Origin of the sequence: Arenibacter arenosicollis (assembly GCF_014397245.1) — a bacterium.
Taxonomy (GTDB): domain Bacteria; phylum Bacteroidota; class Bacteroidia; order Flavobacteriales; family Flavobacteriaceae; genus Arenibacter; species Arenibacter arenosicollis.
The window spans coordinates 51,179-66,040 of the sequence record NZ_JACLHY010000009.1; the positions used below are offsets into that span (position 1 = coordinate 51,179).

At 37.2% G+C, this 14,862-nt stretch carries 13 protein-coding genes; 6 read left to right on the plus strand and 7 right to left on the minus strand.

The window, feature by feature from the left end; translation table 11 throughout:
• Positions 1-72 precede the first annotated feature (72 nt).
• The 3 genes from H4O18_RS10680 to H4O18_RS10690 are packed head-to-tail and all read left to right on the plus strand — an operon-like array spanning position 73 to position 3,955.
• Positions 73-2,160: a M1 family metallopeptidase gene (locus tag H4O18_RS10680; RefSeq protein WP_187584356.1), complete on the plus strand. Its 2,088-nt coding sequence runs from the start codon at positions 73-75 to the stop codon at positions 2,158-2,160.
• The gene (locus H4O18_RS10685; RefSeq protein WP_187584358.1) at positions 2,157-3,068 is read left to right on the plus strand and encodes a patatin-like phospholipase family protein; all 912 of its coding nucleotides are present in this window, start codon (positions 2,157-2,159) and stop codon (positions 3,066-3,068) included. Before H4O18_RS10680 ends, H4O18_RS10685 begins: the two co-directional genes overlap by 4 nt.
• Positions 3,065-3,955: a patatin-like phospholipase family protein gene (locus H4O18_RS10690; RefSeq protein WP_187584360.1), complete on the plus strand. Its 891-nt coding sequence runs from the start codon at positions 3,065-3,067 to the stop codon at positions 3,953-3,955. The genes H4O18_RS10685 and H4O18_RS10690 overlap by 4 nt, the downstream gene beginning before the upstream one ends.
• Before the next feature lie 10 nt (positions 3,956-3,965).
• Here H4O18_RS10690 and H4O18_RS10695 read toward each other — a convergent pair whose 3' ends face one another.
• From H4O18_RS10695 to H4O18_RS10705, 3 genes are all read right to left on the minus strand, one after another.
• Positions 3,966-4,484, minus strand: coding sequence for a DUF7935 family protein (locus tag H4O18_RS10695; protein WP_187584362.1), 519 nt, complete (start codon positions 4,482-4,484; stop codon positions 3,966-3,968).
• 156 nt (positions 4,485-4,640) lie between these two features.
• Positions 4,641-5,447: an OmpA family protein gene (locus H4O18_RS10700; RefSeq protein WP_187584364.1), complete on the minus strand. Its 807-nt coding sequence runs from the start codon at positions 5,445-5,447 to the stop codon at positions 4,641-4,643.
• Between the two features lie 307 nt (positions 5,448-5,754).
• Positions 5,755-7,029: an amidohydrolase gene (locus H4O18_RS10705; RefSeq protein WP_187584366.1), complete on the minus strand. Its 1,275-nt coding sequence runs from the start codon at positions 7,027-7,029 to the stop codon at positions 5,755-5,757.
• Between the two features lie 268 nt (positions 7,030-7,297).
• Here H4O18_RS10705 and H4O18_RS10710 point away from each other — a divergent pair, with 268 nt between their 5' ends.
• Positions 7,298-9,619: an ATP-dependent helicase gene (locus H4O18_RS10710; protein WP_187584368.1), complete on the plus strand. Its 2,322-nt coding sequence runs from the start codon at positions 7,298-7,300 to the stop codon at positions 9,617-9,619.
• A 39-nt stretch (positions 9,620-9,658) separates the two neighbouring features.
• On the opposite strand, the gene H4O18_RS10715 is transcribed toward H4O18_RS10710, so the two are convergent.
• On the minus strand, positions 9,659-10,504 hold the full coding sequence (locus H4O18_RS10715) for an alpha/beta hydrolase (RefSeq protein WP_187584370.1): 846 nt from the start codon (positions 10,502-10,504) through the stop codon (positions 9,659-9,661).
• 46 nt (positions 10,505-10,550) lie between these two features.
• Between H4O18_RS10715 and H4O18_RS10720 the strand changes: the two genes are divergently transcribed.
• Complete coding sequence (locus tag H4O18_RS10720; RefSeq protein ID WP_187584372.1) at positions 10,551-11,171, plus strand: L-threonylcarbamoyladenylate synthase; 621 nt, start codon at positions 10,551-10,553, stop codon at positions 11,169-11,171.
• 86 nt (positions 11,172-11,257) lie between these two features.
• Here H4O18_RS10720 and H4O18_RS10725 read toward each other — a convergent pair whose 3' ends face one another.
• The 3 genes from H4O18_RS10725 to H4O18_RS10735 all read right to left on the minus strand — a co-directional run bounded on the left by H4O18_RS10725 (position 11,258) and on the right by H4O18_RS10735 (position 13,815).
• Entirely contained in the window at positions 11,258-12,106 is an 849-nt protein-coding gene (locus tag H4O18_RS10725; protein ID WP_187584374.1) for an OmpA/MotB family protein, read from the minus strand.
• Positions 12,107-12,199: 93 nt separating this feature from the next.
• Positions 12,200-13,204 (minus strand): glycosyltransferase family 2 protein, encoded by a 1,005-nt coding sequence (locus H4O18_RS10730; RefSeq protein WP_187584376.1) that lies wholly within the window; start codon positions 13,202-13,204, stop codon positions 12,200-12,202.
• A 164-nt stretch (positions 13,205-13,368) separates the two neighbouring features.
• Positions 13,369-13,815: a type I restriction enzyme HsdR N-terminal domain-containing protein gene (locus H4O18_RS10735; protein WP_187584378.1), complete on the minus strand. Its 447-nt coding sequence runs from the start codon at positions 13,813-13,815 to the stop codon at positions 13,369-13,371.
• Positions 13,816-13,841: 26 nt separating this feature from the next.
• On the opposite strand from H4O18_RS10735, the gene holA reads away from it, so the two are divergent.
• Positions 13,842-14,840 carry a DNA polymerase III subunit delta gene (gene holA, locus H4O18_RS10740; protein WP_187584380.1) on the plus strand — a complete coding sequence of 333 codons (999 nt, stop codon included), beginning with the start codon at positions 13,842-13,844 and terminating at the stop codon, positions 14,838-14,840.
• Positions 14,841-14,862: the final 22 nt, after the last annotated feature.

Genomic DNA, 14,862 nt, shown 5'->3' on the forward strand with positions numbered 1-14,862 from the left:
TTATATCCTATCCATTGAATGGTTCCCTAAATCAATCACAATTAAACTTTGAAAATATATATCTTTAAACGGATGAAATATATCTTACTTCTATTACTAATATACTTCTATATTCCAATCAATGCCCAGCATCAGGACAAGGTAGATTTTATCCGCGGAAATGTTGATATAAGTATAGATCCGAAACAAGAAACCATTACCGGAACTGTGACCTATCAATTAACGGCCCTTCAAAAAGTAGATTCGGTTTTTCTGGACGCCCAAAATATACAATTAATTGAGACTCGGCTCAACAACAAAAAGGTTAAGATTACCAATAGCGGTAAGAATATTATCGTTCATAAAACATTTAAAGCCAATAAATCTTATACCCTGAAAATAAAATACGTTGCCATCCCCAAACAAACCGTTTATTTTTTGGGTTGGTCCGATGATATACTGGGCAATGAGCAGGTCTGGACCCAAGGCCAGGGCAAATATACAAGTCACTGGCTTCCCAGTTTTGATGATATGACCGAAAAGGTAGAATTTGATTTGGACATTACCTTTGATAAGAACTATGTGGTAATTGCCAATGGGGACTTATTAGGGACCAAAGACTTGGACGGATTAAAAAAATGGAGGTTTAATATGGAAAAGCCTATGAGTAGTTATTTACTGGCGTTTTCAATAGGTGACTACCATAAAAAACAGATTTTATCCAATAGGGGAGTACCCATAGACCTATATCATTACCCCAGTGACAGCTCTTTGGTAGAACCAACTTATAGATTTACCAAAGATATATTTGACTTCTTGGAAAAGGAAATTGGGGTTGACTATCCTTGGCAAAATTACAAGGAGATTCCTGTCCGTGATTTTCTTTACGCGGGTATGGAAAATACTGGAACAACCATTTTTTCAGATACCTATGTAATGGATTCCATTGCCTTTAAGGATAGAAATTATGTGAATGTAAATGCCCATGAAATGGCACACCAGTGGTTTGGTGATTTGGTTACCGAAGTTGATGGCTCTAGTCATTGGCTCCATGAAGGTTTTGCCACCTATTATGCGCTGTTGGCCGAGAGAGAGCTCTTTGGTAAAGAATATTATTATTGGAAATTATACGAATCGGCAATCCAATTACAGGAGTTGACCAATAAGGATGGGGGAGAAACCCTTATTGATCCAAAGGCCAGTAGCCTTACTTTTTATGAAAAGGGAGCATGGGCATTACATATGTTGAGGGAACAATTGGGGGAAGAAAATTTTAGAAAAGGAATCCAACAATATTTAAAAACGTTCGAATTTAGAAATGCAACTGTGGATGACTTTATTAAGGAAATGGAGTTGGTTAGTGATACTGATTTAGGTGTGTTCCGGAATCGATGGTTAGAGGATAAGGAATTTCCTTTTAGCGAGGCCAAAACAAGCTTGGTTCGTGAATCGGAGGATTTAAGGAATTTCTTTAGCCTGCAAAGGGAAGTAATGACAAGTAGTACAGACAATGAATCCATTATAAAAAGGTATTGGGGAAGCACAAAATCCGACCAATTAAAATCCCAAATAATCAAAATCTATTTTAAATCCATGTCCGAAAATTTTTTAAGTGAGGTACTAGGGAGCAATAATGTTATGGTCCGTCAAGCCATAGCAATTTCAGTGGGTCAAATCCCCTTGGGGCTAAAATCTGAATTTGAATCCCTTTTGGAAGATGAAAGTTATGTAACCAAAGAGGCGATGCTGTACAAGCTATGGATAAATTATCCGAGCGATAGGGCCAATTATTTGGACAAGACCAAAAACGTTATAGGTTTTTCCAATAGAAACATTCGATTATTGTGGCTTACCTTGGCTTTGCTCACCAAAGATTATGAACCCAATAACACCAATGACTATTACGTGGAACTAAGTGGATACACCTCCCCAATGTACACCTATGAAGTACGCCAGGTGGCTTTTCAGTTTTTGGAGGAATTGATTGGTTTTTCAGATGAGAATTTGTTGGATTTAATAAATGGAACCCAACACCATACATGGCAATTTAGGAAGTATTCACGCACATTATTGGACCAACTTTTGGAAAAAAAGGAATACAGAGAACGAATTGACAGGTTGAAAGTAAAATTAAATGAGGTGGAATTGCGTTATATTAGCAACAAACTGATTTCGGAATGAGAGCTTTGGTTATTTCTGGTGGTGGTAGTAAAGGCGCATTTGCCGGTGGTGTGGCCCAATACTTGATGCAAGAAATGAACCACAAGTACGATTTATTTTTAGGTACTTCCACAGGAAGTCTTTTAATATCCCATCTTGCGCTTCAAAAAATCGAAAAAATTAGAGAGGTATATACTTCCGTAAGTCAAGATGATATTTTTAGTAATTGCCCCTTTGTGATAAAAAAGAAATATGGTATAGAGACCATTGGTATCCATCATATAAATGTGATGAAAAATTTTTTTAGGGGGAGTAAGACTTTTGGGGAAAGTAATAATCTATTGGAATTAATCAAAAATACCATTTCCATAGAGGAATTTGAACATTTGAAAAAGGGACCGTTGGATATTGCGGTAACCGTTTCCAATTTATCTTTAAACCAGGTTGAATATAAATCTATAAACAATTGTACCTATGAGGAGTTTTGTGAATGGATTTGGATTTCCTGTAATTACACCCCATTTATGACCTTGGTTAAGAAAAACGGATGTGAATATGCTGATGGGGGACTTGGCAGCATGGTTCCCATAGAAGAGGCCATACGAAGAGGAGCTAAAGTTGTAGATGCTATAATATTGCAAACCGAGGTTACACAATTAAACAGAATGCCTTCCAAAAATGTGTTTTCATTACTTACAAGTATGTTCGCTTTTATGTTGGATAGAATAGAACAACAAAATATCAGGATCGGTAAGTATGTGGCCAACCATAATAACGCTATCATTAACTTCTATTACACACCAACCGTACTCACTACCAACTCTCTCATATTTGAAAAGGAGAAAATGACCGTATGGTGGGAAAGTGGATATAATTTTGCCAAACATAAAAATTCAGAAACCAACCAAATAGAGACCGCAATTCTATGAAAGCACTCGTAATAAGTGGGGGAGGTAGTAAGGGAGCCTTTGCTGGTGGAGTAGCCCAATACCTTATGGAGGTTGAAAAAAGGGAATATGATATACTGGTGGGTACTTCTACAGGCAGTCTTTTAATTCCACAACTGGCCTTAAATAAAATTGGTAAGCTATATGATATTTATACCAATGTAAATCAGCGCTCCATTTTTAGTCTTAATCCCTTTGTAGTTCGAAAAAAGGGCGATCGCGAATATGTGTCCATAAATTTCTTGAACACTTTTCTCCAATTTATGAAGAGCAAGCGTACTTTTGGAGAAAGCAAGGCTTTAAGGCGGACGATAAGAAAGAATTTTACGGTAAAGGAATTCCAGGAGTTAAAAAATGGCCGGAAAGATATTGTTGTGACCGTTTCCAACCTATCTAAAAACAGGGTAGAATATAAATCCATTAAGGATTTTTCTTATGATGAATTCTGTGATTGGATTTGGATTTCTTGTAACTATATCCCCTTTATGTCCTTGGTTAAAAAGGACGGATTTGAATATGGTGATGGGGGCTTGGGCTGTGTAGTTCCTATTAGGGAGGCAATAAGAAGGGGAGCAACGGAGATTGATGCCATTATTTTGGAATCTGAAAATATGGACCATAATAGGGTCCTTGGTAAAAATCCATTTTCCTTAATGTTGAGTATTTACGGGTTTGTCTTGGACCAGATCGAATACCATGATATTTCGGAAGGAGTATTGGCCGCAAAACATAAAGGAGTGCAATTAAACTTATATTACACTCCAACTAAACTTACGGAAAACTCCTTGATTTTTAATAAAAAACTTATGTCCCAATGGTGGCAACAAGGTTATAAATATGCACAGGAAAAGTTTTCCAGTGTTTCCTAATTAATTTATTTTACCAAAGTTCCCCAATTTCTTTTTTAACATAGGCCAAAGCTGTGGCGGAAGGCGATTGCTTCTCCATGGTTTCATTTAAAATGTCTTCACGTAGTTTATCCGCTGTATCGGACTCGCTCATACCTGCTTTCCTTATCATTTGGATGGTAGCGCTTTTTGCGGCCTTAATTATATTCCAACATTCATCGGTCATATAGATCTGTTGGGATAAATTATGCTCAAATTCATTTTCAATACTCTTGATCAATAAATTTTCGTAATCATTTTTGTTGCTGCTTTTTGGCCCTACACGTACCACCAAACTTGGAATGGCAATTCGTTCCAAAAACAAGGCCAATCTTTCATAGGCCTGAAGTCTAATGGGCAAGGTATTTTTTTGAGTGTCTTTGTGCAATAGGTACCGCCTTCTACCTTCTTCGTTTCTTGTGTGCAATCTAAAAAAATAAAAGGCAACCATTCCGGTTACTATTGCAGGTAATAAATAGGCAAAAAGTTGAAAAATTTCCTCTCCAGTCATTTTGTATTGGTGTTTTTTGGTTTGTAGAATGTTAAACGGCTTATTCCTTCAAAAATTATGGATGGTTATAAATTTTTCCGAGATACATTTATTTATTGGACAGTTGGGGAACAAGCAAAAAAAAAGCGCTTGGTAGCGCTTTTCAAATTGATAAATCTATTTCATATTCTCCTTGACCATTTTATAGAACTCATAAAATTTTGGTTGCACTATAATCTCTGTGGCCGTTTCAATGCTGTATAACCCTAATTCCGATTTACCGGTGGCAACGATTCGTTTGGGCTCTATTTGATATTTACTTTCCAAGATCCTGGCTATAGCAGCAGCCTGCTGTGTACCAATTTCCCAGTTGTTCGACTTATTATCCTTGGATTCCACTAAATTACTGTTACTAACAATTTGAATATCCATCGTTGGATTGGCTTTTAAAACGCTTCCAATTTTTGCGATAATTGCTTCCGCCTTGTCCTGTACTTTATAATTCTTGGTGTTTTCCCCAAATATATAACTGTTGTCCATCACCACTGCAATGGCGCCATTGCTCACTGTTATCTTGGGATCACTACCTAAAGTTTGCTTAAATTGAGTAAATACAGCTAGGGTAATTGAATCACGGCGGCTCAATTCATCATTGATCACTCTTAATTGCGCCTCCTTTTTAACTAAACTTTCTAGCGTGCTGTTAATATGATCGGATCTCTTGTTGGATGCTTCAGTAAAGCTATTCAAGTTCTTCAATAAGTTGCCATTGGTTTCCTTAAGTTCATTTACCTGTGCTTCGTATGATTCTACTTTAGCCGACGCAATCCTTTCCTCCCGCCTACATTCCGATAGTGCCGTTTCAGCTTCCCTTACTTGAGTCCTAAGATTATCCACTTCCAGAATTAGGTCTTTTTTGCTTTGTGCTTGGGTAATGGTAATGTACATTAATAAAATTAGGGTCGTAAAAATTTTTCTTCTCATGGATAAAATTTATTTATTTGAATGTTTGGTATTTTTGAATTAATTGATTTTCTGCAAGATTATGAAATTTACTTTCGCGGGCAAATTTAAGATTTAAATTAATTGGGTACCCTCTTATTTTCCATATAATCTTTTCCTCCCAAATAAGGAAAGTTATAATAATCTTGAAGGTTCGTAAATGGTACCAGCTCCTTATTATACCCGGATGTAGAAGATAAGTATTTGTTTAAGTCATTGTCATCAACATTCACCTAGATATCCTCCATGGTAAACAGACAGGGATGTTATTCTGATCTTCTTCAAGTTTTTACTGGTTCAAAAAGTCCAAACTCATTTCTGTGAGGGCCTTAACCCCAAGTATCATTCCATTTTCATCTATAGTGAAGTCCGGTGTATGATGAGGAAAGGATTTAGTGCTTCCAGGGGTCATTCCGCCTAAAAAAAAGAAGAATCCGGGCACTTCATTCTGAAAATATGAGAAATCTTCACCTCCAGTGACCGCTTTTTGTAATTGTACATTGTCCTTACCAGCAACCCTATTGAGGGTAGGAAGCATTTTAACTACCAAGTTGGGGTCATTGTAGGTTATGTCCGTATTACTTTTTATATCAATCGTGGCCGAACCCCCGTACACTTTAGCAATTGCCGGTACCATTTCCTTCATTCGCTCTGTAATAAGTTTTTGCATGTCATAGTCCAAAGTTCTAATAGTTCCAATCATTTCTGCACTTTCAGGAATTATATTAAAACGTACCCCACTCGTAATCTTGCCAACACTAATTACCGCTGCTTCATTGGTAAGGTCAACTTCCCTGCTAATTATAGTCTGAAGCCCATCTATAATTTTGGCACTGATTAGAATGGGATCTATGCCCTTCCAGGGTTGGGACCCATGGGTTTGTTTTCCCTCAACCTGAATAACGAATCGCTGTACGGCAGCCATTAATCCCTCAGATTTATAGCGAATAACGCCTACGGGGGTGGCCGAGTTGATATGCAGTCCAAAAATGGCATCTACGTCGGGGTTTTTAAGTACCCCTTCCTTAACCATCAATAAGGCTCCACCCTCCTCACCAGGTGGAGGGCCTTCTTCTGCAGGTTGAAAAATGAACTTGACCGTTCCTTTGATTTTATCTTTGTTTTTAGCGAGTATTTCTGCCACACCCATAAGGATAGCAGTATGGGTATCATGCCCACAGGCATGCATAACACCTGTTTCTTGCCCAAGAAATTCAGAGGTCACTGTAGATTTAAACGGAAGATCGTTTCTTTCTGTTACAGGCAAGGCATCAATATCCGCCCTCAAAGCAATTACCTTACCCTTTTTATTTCCTTTTAGGATACCTACCACCCCAGTTTTGGCAACTCCAGTTTGAACCTCTGTTCCCAAAGATTTTAAATGTGTTGCTATTTTTTCAGCTGTTTTAAACTCCCTGTTCGATAATTCTGGATTTTGATGAAAATCCCTCCTCCAATCAATTACCTTTTGTTCAATGCCCTTGAATTCCTTTTCAAGATTATATTTTTGGGCTGTGGAATTTACACACCATAAAAATAAGGAGAGGATCAAATAATATTTCATAGTACTAAATGGGATTTAAAATTTTATCAGCCAAAGGTTGTTCATCATAGCCATTAATCAATGTATTCAATAATTTTGTGGTTATGGTGGCTTTTAGGAATTATTACATAAAAAACTTCTTTTCTTTAAATGTGGATTTAAGGATAAATATATTCAAAATAGAACTATTTGGAGGATCCATTCATCATAAATATTAAAGTTGATTTTTTGATAAGGCTAATTATGGCTAAATTCACCGATTGTAAGGACCTTAATATCAATACACATTTTGGAGAAGTATATCAATGAATTAAATGAGGCTCAGAAGGCTCCTGTTTTACACAAGGACGGCCCTCTAATGGTGATTGCAGGGGCAGGTTCAGGTAAAACAAGGGTATTGACCTATCGTATCGCCTATTTGATGAGCCTTGGAGTGGATTCCTTTAATATTTTGGCTTTGACTTTTACCAATAAGGCAGCTAGGGAAATGAAGAAGCGTATTGCCGATATTGTTGGTACTTCCGAAGCCAAAAACTTGTGGATGGGGACTTTTCATTCCGTTTTTGCCAAGCTTTTAAGGTTTGATGGTGATAAGTTGGGTTACCCTGCCAATTTTACTATTTATGACACCCAAGATTCACAACGTCTTATTTCCGCCATTATAAAGGAGATGGGATTGGATAAGGATATTTACAAGTATAAGCAGGTACAAAATAGAATTTCCTCCTATAAGAACAGTCTAATCACCGTTAAGGCCTATTATAACAATTCCGATTTGGTAGAGGCAGATGCCATGGCCAAGCGTCCAAGGATGGGCGAAATTTATCAGAACTATGTAGATAGGTGTTTTAAGGCCGGGGCAATGGATTTTGATGATTTACTGTTAAGGACCAATGAGTTGTTGACACGTTTTCCAGAAGTTTTGGCCAAATATCAGGACAGGTTTAGATATATCCTTGTGGATGAGTACCAAGATACCAACCATTCCCAATATTTGATAGTAAAAGCACTATCGGACAGATTTCAGAATATCTGTGTAGTAGGGGACGATGCCCAGAGTATATATTCATTTAGAGGGGCAAACATTAGTAATATCCTTAACTTCCAAAAGGATTATGACAATGTAGGGATGTACCGCTTGGAACAGAATTATAGGTCCACCAGGAATATTGTGAATGCCGCAAACTCCATTATTGCCAAGAATACCAATCAATTGGAAAAGGTCGTATGGACTTCCAATGACGAAGGACCTTTGATCAAGGTGCACCGGAGTCCAACGGATGCCGAAGAAGGCCGGTTTGTTTCTGGGACTATTTTCGAAGAAAAAATGCAAAACCAGATGCCCAATGGTAATTTCGCGGTATTGTATAGGACCAATTCCCAATCGAGGGCTATTGAGGATGCCCTAAGGAAACGTGATATACCATATCGAATTTATGGGGGACTTTCCTTTTATCAGCGGAAGGAAATAAAAGACGTTCTGTCTTATTTGAGATTGGTCATTAATCCAAAAGATGAAGAGGCGCTTAAGCGTATTATAAATTTTCCTGCACGTGGTATAGGGCAGAGCACTATGGATAAGCTTACCGTTGCCGCAAATCACTACAACCGTTCTATTTTTGAGGTTATGGACAACCTGGACAGAATAGATCTAAAGATTAATTCTGGAACTAAAAGAAAATTGGGCGACTTTGTAGCCATGATAAAGAGCTTTCAGATTATGAATGAAAGTGCCGATGCCTTTACTTTGGCAGAACACGTAGCCAAAAAATCGGGAGTATTGTTGGAATTCAAAAAGGATGGCACTCCGGAGGGAATTGGGAAGATGGAGAATATTGAGGAGCTGTTGAACGGTATTAAGGATTTTGTTGAAGGGCAAAAGGAATTGGCAGATGCCAAAGGGGACATTGGCGAATTTTTGGAAGATGTGGCCTTGGCAACGGACCTTGACAAGGATACTGGGGATGATGACCGAGTGGCTTTAATGACGATTCACTTGGCGAAAGGGTTGGAATTTCCATATGTATTCATCGTAGGGATGGAGGAAGATCTTTTCCCCTCTGCCATGAGTATGAATACCAGAAGTGAATTGGAAGAGGAAAGGCGATTGTTTTATGTTGCATTGACACGGGCGGAAAAACAAGCATATTTAACTTATACCCAGAACAGATATCGTTGGGGCAAGCTCGTAGATGCAGAGCCCAGTAGATTTATTGAGGAAATTGATGAAAAATATGTCGAAAATCTTACTCCAGTGGTGAGATCCAGATATACACCATTGATCGATGTTGATATTTTTGGCGATGTTGATAAAAGTAAATTAAGGCAGAACAAACCTACACATGGTACTCCACCAAGTGGAATAAAACCCAATGAAAATCAATTACGGAAGTTACGTAAACTAAAACCGGAACTTAGTACCCCTGTTGGAAATACCAACTCGGTGGATCCCAATTTAACGGAGGGTTCGCTAGTAAACCATACCAGATTTGGTAGGGGACAAGTGATTAAGATTGAAGGGGTCGGCAATGATAAAAAAGCGGAAATTAAATTTGACAAGGGAGACATAAAGAAACTTTTGCTCAGGTTTGCCAAGTTGGAAGTGCTCTAAACAATAGTTAAACAGAGAGTTTTTTATTAAGAAGGTCGACTACAAGTTCTCTTGAATAAAAGCTTTTAATTTTATGGATGTATCCAAAAGATCCAACCCTACCCAACCATGACCGCCATTGGGGTATAGGGTAAACTGGTGTGTTACGTTATATTCCTCCAATCTATCCCTTAATCCAATGCCTTGGGAATTGGGAATTAACGGGTCCTGAGCGCCATAAAACAATATGGTCGCGGGTGAAGTGGAGGTTACTTGGTATAAAGGACTTACCTCCTCCAAAACATCTGGGTCATTCCGAAATTGATCTAAAAGAATCCTTAATTCTTGGTTCGTGCTATTTATATATGCCTCGTCCAAAAGATTAGTAGGCCCTACAATACTACATACCATCTTTACCTGCTTTTTGGTGTCATGCGAGTAGCTCCATAAGAGGGAAAGATGCGCACCGGCACTAGCACCAATAAATCCTATCTCGGTAGATATTTTAAATTCCTGAGCCCTATTACGTAATTCGCTTACTACAAGGTCTATGTCATTAATTTGCATGGGATAAGGAGGATTATCGGCGTCTGCTAACCTATAGTTCATGTTAATCACTGCTATTTCCGGTAATTGCTCTCTGATAAAATCCTTAAAAGCGTCCATTTCAGATTTATCACCAGCGTTCCATCCACCACCATGTATCAAAATCAGCACTTTAGTGTCCATGGACCTGTTTTGTGGAAGATAAATGTCATATTTTTGACGCGATTCGGAACCGTATTCCAAATTGATTATATTTTTTGCTTCCAAGGATGTAATATCCGGTGTCATTGTATCTTCCGTACAAGAGCTGGTAATAATAAAGAGGAAGCTAAGAAGTAGGATAGACGCTAACTTGTGCATATAATATTATTTCTTAAATTGATAACGTTTATTTTGATCCTTTAATATGGCAGAATTAATAAAAATATATCCTGAAAATCCAAATCCCAAGGAAATTAAGAGGGTAGTGGATGTATTGAGGAAAGGTGGCTTAATCATTTACCCTACGGATACCGTCTACGGATTGGGTTGCGATATTACCAATACCAGGGCGTTGGAAAAAATTGCACGGATCAAGGGAGTAAAATTGGCCAAGGCCAATTGGTCCTTCATTTGTGCCGATCTAAGTAATCTTTCCGATTATGTTAGACAAATTGATACTTCTACCTTTAAAATACTTAAGCGGGCCTTACCTGGACCTTATACTTTTATTCTTCCAGGCAATAATAATCTGCCCAAAGAATTTAAAAAGAAAAAAACCGTTGGGATACGTATCCCTGATAATTCCATAGCTAGGACATTGGTTGAAGCCTTGGGTAATCCAATAGTTTCTACCTCCATTCGCGATGAGGATGAGCTGTTGGAATATACTACCGACCCTGAATTGATCTTTGAGAAATGGGAAAACCTTGTAGATATTGTTATAGATGGTGGATATGGTGATAATGTTGCTTCTACGGTAATAGACCTTTCAGAGGACGAGCCCATAATTGTTAGGGAAGGTAAGGGAAGTATAGATATATTTTAGTATTAAGTACTGTTTCTCAATCACGATTTATTCCATAAAAAAAGCGACCAAATTGGTCGCTTTTAATATTATATATGAAATGGTCCTTAGTTTATTTTAGGATCTTTCATTCCTTCTTCGATCATGCTGTAGAATTGATCGATTTTTGGAAGAACAACAATACGGGTTCTTCTGTTTTTAGCTTTATCTGTTGGAGATAAAGGAATATATTCTCCTCTACCTGCAGCAGTCATACGCTTAGGATCAACACCGTAATCTTTTTGTAAGATACGAACAACAGAAGTAGCACGTTTAACACTTAAATCCCAGTTGTCATATAAAACTCCACTGTTGTAAGGATCAGTATCGGTATGACCTTCTACCATAAATTCGAAATCTGGTTTGTTATTAACAACTTGTGCAACCTTGCCCAAAACTTCTTTGGCTCTATTGGTTACGTTGAAGCTACCACTTCTAAACAAAAGTTTGTCAGAAATAGAAACGAATACAACACCTTTTTCTACACTGATTTCGATATCCTCATCATCCAAGTTTCCAAGAACACCTTTTAAACTTTGAACTAAAGATAAGTTTACAGAATCCCTTCTTGTAATAGCATCATTTAGCTTTCTTATAGTAAGATCTTTTTCTTTTAAGCTTTCCAAGGATTTCTCCAAGTTATCGGCACCTTTACTTGTAAGAGTAGTAAGGTTGCCCATATTGTTGATTAAGTCCTGATTATTTGCTTTTAGGAAGGCATTCTGATCTTCCAATGTTTGCATTTTCGAAGTAGCAGCAGCTTTATCTTCCAAACAGGTGTTTAATTTAACTGTCGCGGAATTTAATAAATCTTGTGCTTCTTTCGCTTTGTTTTCCATATCCGCATATTTTTTCTGCGATACACATGAAGACAACAAAAGGGTAATACCTAAACAGCCTAAAATGATTTTTCTCATAGTTATGATAATAGAATTAATAATTTAAAAGTTTCGAATTATTTAATGTAGGCAAAATTATATAAAACGCAATATTTTGCGAGACCAATTTAGTTAATCTTTTACTAAAATGTTAAATTTTTTTACATGATTTATATAATAAGACCAAACAATGGATTTTGTTGCGTAGTAATTCTTTGTAAAACAGGCCTTTTCACGCTTTTTAAAAATGTTTATGAAATTTTTATAAAAACTGAAATGGGCCCTTAATACTGCCCAGCAATGCTTATATCTCCCCTGAAATATAAAATTGATTCCTGCTAAACCATCCAAAACCAATCGCAAGAGTATTATTGGAAATGCTTTTTTTGAAGGAAGATTTTTTACTATGGAATAAAGTGAGTTTCTAAAGTTAAGAAAAGTCTTTTTTGGATTCATGCTACTTAGTGTCGAGCCACCCAAATGATACACCTCCGAACCGCCAACGTAAAATACTCCGTGTCCCTTGTTCTTTGCCCTCCAGCATAAATCTATTTCCTCTTGATGGGCAAAATAATCTTCGTCAAAACCTTTTAGTTCCTCAAATACTTCTCTCTTTATAAATAAACATGCCCCGGTGGCCCAAAATATTTCCTTTACATCATTGTATTGACCATTATCCGCTTCCAATTCATTAAAAATTCGTCCCCTACAAAAAGGATAGCCATACTTATCTATAAATCCTCCCGCTGCCCCAGCGTATTCAAAAAAGGTCTTATTCTTATAATCCAATATTTTTGGTTGGATTATAGCAGCTGAGGGGTTCCCTTTAAATTCTTTTATTATGGGTAACAACCAATCTTTGGTAACTTCCACATCAGAATTCAACAAGCAATATATATCGGCATTAACTTTGGGCAAAGCATCATTGTACCCTTTGGCGTAACCTCCATTGCTTAAATTCTGGATTATGTTTATCTGGGGGTAGTTCTTTTTCAAAAAGGCAATTGAACCATCCGTGGAGGCATTATCGACAACATAGAGCTCTGCCTCTTGGGAGAACGCGGCTACAGATGGAAGAAACTTTTCCAAAAGCCCTTCACCGTTCCAATTAAGTATAACAACTGCTATTTTCAACATTTCTATATTGCCCAATTAAACAAGGCAATTATTCTAATTAGATAGTAATGGATTAAGTTGGCAATTTAAAGAAATATTCGATAAATGACTATGAATATATGGATAACTGCAAGCCACTCCCTTTTATTTTTAAGATGTTCCTATGAGCTTTTTAAGGCGTCACCTTAGGACTGATAGGATGGAATATCCTTAAGAAAACTATATTGTTCATTTTCGAAATCCATTTTGCAAAAAAAATGATTCATCCCATTGGTGACCATTAAATATTTCGCTTTGAGCTGGAGGTTATACCTAGCAATTTGGTCAAAAACTTGCTGTGTTATTTTAATATCGGGAGATTTGCATTCCACAAGAATTTCGATACTCCCGTTAGGATTAAAGACAACCACATCGTACCTTTTTTTTAAATTATTAATAAGTAGTTGCTTTTCAACGTTGATATGGGCCTGTGGATAGTTTTTGTCTGAAATTAGATTGTGCACCACGTGTTGGCGTACCCATTCTTCGGGCTGAAGAACCACAAATTTTTTGCGTATGACATCAAAAATATAGATTTTATTTTCCCTATTTTTGAATCGAAAGGGATATGAGGGATAGTTTAAAGGTTGCATTGTGCAAAGTTGATGAATTTTTTTAGATGGAAGAGGTAAAACAAATTGTAAGCAGTATAAAAAATGGAAATATTGCACCTATATATTTTCTAACAGGGGAGGAACCTTACTATATTGATAAGATTGCGGAGTATATTGAAAAAAATGTGCTTACGGAGGAAGAGCGTGGATTTAATCAGGTGATACTATACGGCAAGGAAATTTCCATTGAGGACATCGTTGGCAATGCAAAGAGGTACCCCATGATGGCAGAGCGCCAAGTAGTCATTGTAAAGGAGGCGCAACATTTATCCCGTTCCATAGAAAATTTAGTTTCCTATTCCGATCAACCACAACCTTCTACGGTATTGGTGTTATGTTATAAATATAATAAGCTGGATAAGCGTAAAAAATTATATAAATCCATCAAAAAATCCGGGATTATATTTGAAAGTAAAAAGCTTTATGAAAATCAGGTTGCGGATTGGATTAAAAAATCCTTGCATTCCAGGGGGTACGGAATAACTTTCAAGGCGGCCAATTTATTGGTTGAATTTCTAGGGACCGATTTAGGTAAGATAGACAAAGAACTGGAGAAATTGTCGTTGGTGGTCCCTAAAGGAATTGAAATTACACCTGAAGCTATTGAGGCCAATATTGGTATAAGCAAGGACTACAATAATTTTGAGCTTAAAAAAGCCATAGTGGAACGCGATGTTCTAAAAGCCACTAGAATTGTCAGTTATTTTGCCCAAAATCCTAAGGACAATCCTTTTGTTTTGACCATTACCCTTTTGTATTCTTTTTTTATCCAAGTGCTCACCTATCATGGCCTAAAAGATCATTCTCCCAAAAGTGTTTCCAGTGCCTTGGGCATTAGGCCTTATTTCGTTACTGAAATCCAGGCCGCAGCCAAGAACTATCCCATGAGGCGGGTCAGTGAAATTATTTCCAATCTAAGGGAATTGGATGTCAAGGGAAAAGGGGTTGGATCTAATATGGCCCAAGAGGATCTCCTTAAAGAATTATTGTTCAAAATTTTCTAAATTAATTCAATACTGCTAGAAA

Excerpts from the sequence above, each read along its gene's own strand:
- H4O18_RS10680 (WP_187584356.1), top strand. The coding sequence starts at position 73 with ATGAAATATATCTTACTTCTATTACTAATATACTTCTATATTCCAATC.
- H4O18_RS10685 (WP_187584358.1), top strand. The coding sequence starts at position 2,157 with ATGAGAGCTTTGGTTATTTCTGGTGGTGGTAGTAAAGGCGCATTTGCC.
- H4O18_RS10690 (WP_187584360.1), top strand. The coding sequence starts at position 3,065 with ATGAAAGCACTCGTAATAAGTGGGGGAGGTAGTAAGGGAGCCTTTGCT.
- H4O18_RS10695 (WP_187584362.1), bottom strand. The coding sequence starts at position 4,484 with ATGACTGGAGAGGAAATTTTTCAACTTTTTGCCTATTTATTACCTGCA.
- H4O18_RS10700 (WP_187584364.1), bottom strand. The coding sequence starts at position 5,447 with ATGAGAAGAAAAATTTTTACGACCCTAATTTTATTAATGTACATTACC.
- H4O18_RS10705 (WP_187584366.1), bottom strand. The coding sequence starts at position 7,029 with ATGAAATATTATTTGATCCTCTCCTTATTTTTATGGTGTGTAAATTCC.
- H4O18_RS10715 (WP_187584370.1), bottom strand. The coding sequence starts at position 10,504 with ATGCACAAGTTAGCGTCTATCCTACTTCTTAGCTTCCTCTTTATTATT.
- H4O18_RS10720 (WP_187584372.1), top strand. The coding sequence starts at position 10,551 with ATGGCAGAATTAATAAAAATATATCCTGAAAATCCAAATCCCAAGGAA.
- H4O18_RS10725 (WP_187584374.1), bottom strand. The coding sequence starts at position 12,106 with ATGAGAAAAATCATTTTAGGCTGTTTAGGTATTACCCTTTTGTTGTCT.
- H4O18_RS10730 (WP_187584376.1), bottom strand. The coding sequence starts at position 13,204 with ATGTTGAAAATAGCAGTTGTTATACTTAATTGGAACGGTGAAGGGCTT.
- H4O18_RS10735 (WP_187584378.1), bottom strand. The coding sequence starts at position 13,815 with ATGCAACCTTTAAACTATCCCTCATATCCCTTTCGATTCAAAAATAGG.
- holA (WP_187584380.1), top strand. The coding sequence starts at position 13,842 with ATGGAAGAGGTAAAACAAATTGTAAGCAGTATAAAAAATGGAAATATT.